Origin of the sequence: Streptomyces sp. SID5785 (assembly GCF_009870065.1) — a bacterium.
Taxonomy (GTDB): domain Bacteria; phylum Actinomycetota; class Actinomycetes; order Streptomycetales; family Streptomycetaceae; genus Streptomyces.
In genome coordinates, this window is the sequence record NZ_WWIA01000189.1 from 1 (window position 1) to 1,642 (window position 1,642).

2 protein-coding genes are annotated in these 1,642 nt (G+C 75.3%); both read left to right on the forward strand.

What is annotated here, in order from left to right; translation table 11 throughout:
* Window positions 1-219 (forward strand): biotin/lipoyl-containing protein (locus GTW43_RS05760; RefSeq protein WP_161300533.1); only part of this gene is annotated, 219 nt, incomplete at its 5' end.
* A 127-nt stretch (window positions 220-346) separates the two neighbouring features.
* Window positions 347-931, forward strand: a complete 585-nt coding sequence (locus GTW43_RS05765; RefSeq protein WP_161300534.1) for a TetR/AcrR family transcriptional regulator — start codon at window positions 347-349, stop codon at window positions 929-931.
* Window positions 932-1,642 lie beyond the last annotated feature (711 nt).

Consider the following 1,642-nt stretch of genomic DNA (forward strand, 5'->3'; position numbering starts at 1 on the left):
TCGGGTGACACGCTGGCCTCGCCGATGCAGGGCACGATCGTGAAGGTCGCGGTCGAGGAGGGGCAGGAGGTCAAGGAGGGCGACCTCGTCGTCGTCCTGGAGGCCATGAAGATGGAACAGCCCCTCAACGCGCACAAGTCCGGGACCGTCAAGGGCCTGACCGCGCAGATCGGCGCCTCCCTCACCTCCGGCGCCCCCATCTGCGAGATCAAGGACTGACCCGGGTCCCGCAGGACAACTGGGGGCGCCCGCCGGACCGTACCGGGTCCGGCGGGCGCCCCTCGGGCGTCTTCGGCCCCGGCGATCAGGCATCCTGGACAGCCCCCGCCCGCCCTGGGAGGCCCCGATGAGCACCGGTACCGAACACGAGCGCGTCCGCCCCATGCGTGCGGACGCACGGCGCAACTACGAGCGGCTGCTCGCACAGGCCCGCAAGGCGTTCGCGGAGCACGGCACCGGGGCGTCCCTCGAGGAGGTCGCGCGCGCGGCCGGGGTCGGGATCGGCACGCTGTACCGGCACTTCCCCAACCGGTACGCGCTGATGAGTGCCGTCTTCGAGGAGGCCGTCGGCGATCTCCTCGCCCGCAGCCGGGCACTGCTCGGGGCGGACGAGCCGTGCGCGGCACTCGTGGCGTGGCTGCGGGAGATCATCACGCACGCCAGTGAGTACCGGGGGCTGTCCCGGGCGCTCATGTCCGCGTCACAGGACGCCAGTTCGGCACTGTCGCGGTGCAGCGACCCGATGCGCGAGGCGGGACAGGCACTGCTGTCGCGGGCCCAGGAGTCCGGGGCGGTGCGGCGCGACGTCTCGATCACGGATCTGCTGCAGCTGACCAATGCGATTGCGCTGGCCGCCGAGGAGACGCCGACGGACCCGAATCTGGCGGATCGGCTCCTCCACCTCACCCTCCGCGGCATCACCGGCCCCTGACGGGCCCGGTCTCCCTCTGCCGTGGCAGCACCGGCCACCTGCCACCCGGTACGGGGCGCGCCCCCGTTGCGGGGCGCCCCGGCCCGGGCGTCGGCCGGCCCCAGCCCCGGTCCCGGCCCCGGCTGAGGTCGGCCCCGCCGGGAGCCCGGTCGAGGGCACGCCCAGCCCGCGCTCCGGGGTTCGGGCGGCCCGACCGGGGCCCTCCGGTAGGAGCCCGCCGAGCCCGCCGCCCCGGAGTTCGGCCAGCCTCGCCCTGGCCCCTGGCCCCTGGCCACGCGGAGAAGAGGTTCGCACCCGCCGTGCTGCGGTGACCCCCTGCTCCCATCATCCCGCCCCCTCCGGGGGCGTACCCCCGGCGCCTGGACCGCGACTACGTCACGGGGCAGCCGTACGCCCCGCCAGGGGCGCGGGGAACTGCGCGAGCGACCACGACGGCGCGGCACCCGGCGATGACGCGGGTCGCCCACGGCGCGAACCGTGACCCGGGTCGACGGAAGGCGTATGCCCCGCCCGGAGCTGGGACTGTGCCGTGCGCATGCCTACCGGGGTTCGATGGAGCCCGCACTGCAGTGGCCCCTCGCTCCCACCATCCCGCCCCCTCCGGTGGCGTTCGGCCCGGCGCCGAGGTTGCGACTGCGTCGCGGGGCGATTGACAGCCCCGCCAGGGGCGCGGGGAACTGCGCGACCAGCCACGACGGCGCGGCACCCGGC

Coding starts and splice junctions, on each gene's coding strand:
- GTW43_RS05765 (WP_161300534.1), top strand. CDS start 347: ATGAGCACCGGTACCGAACACGAGCGCGTCCGCCCCATGCGTGCGGAC.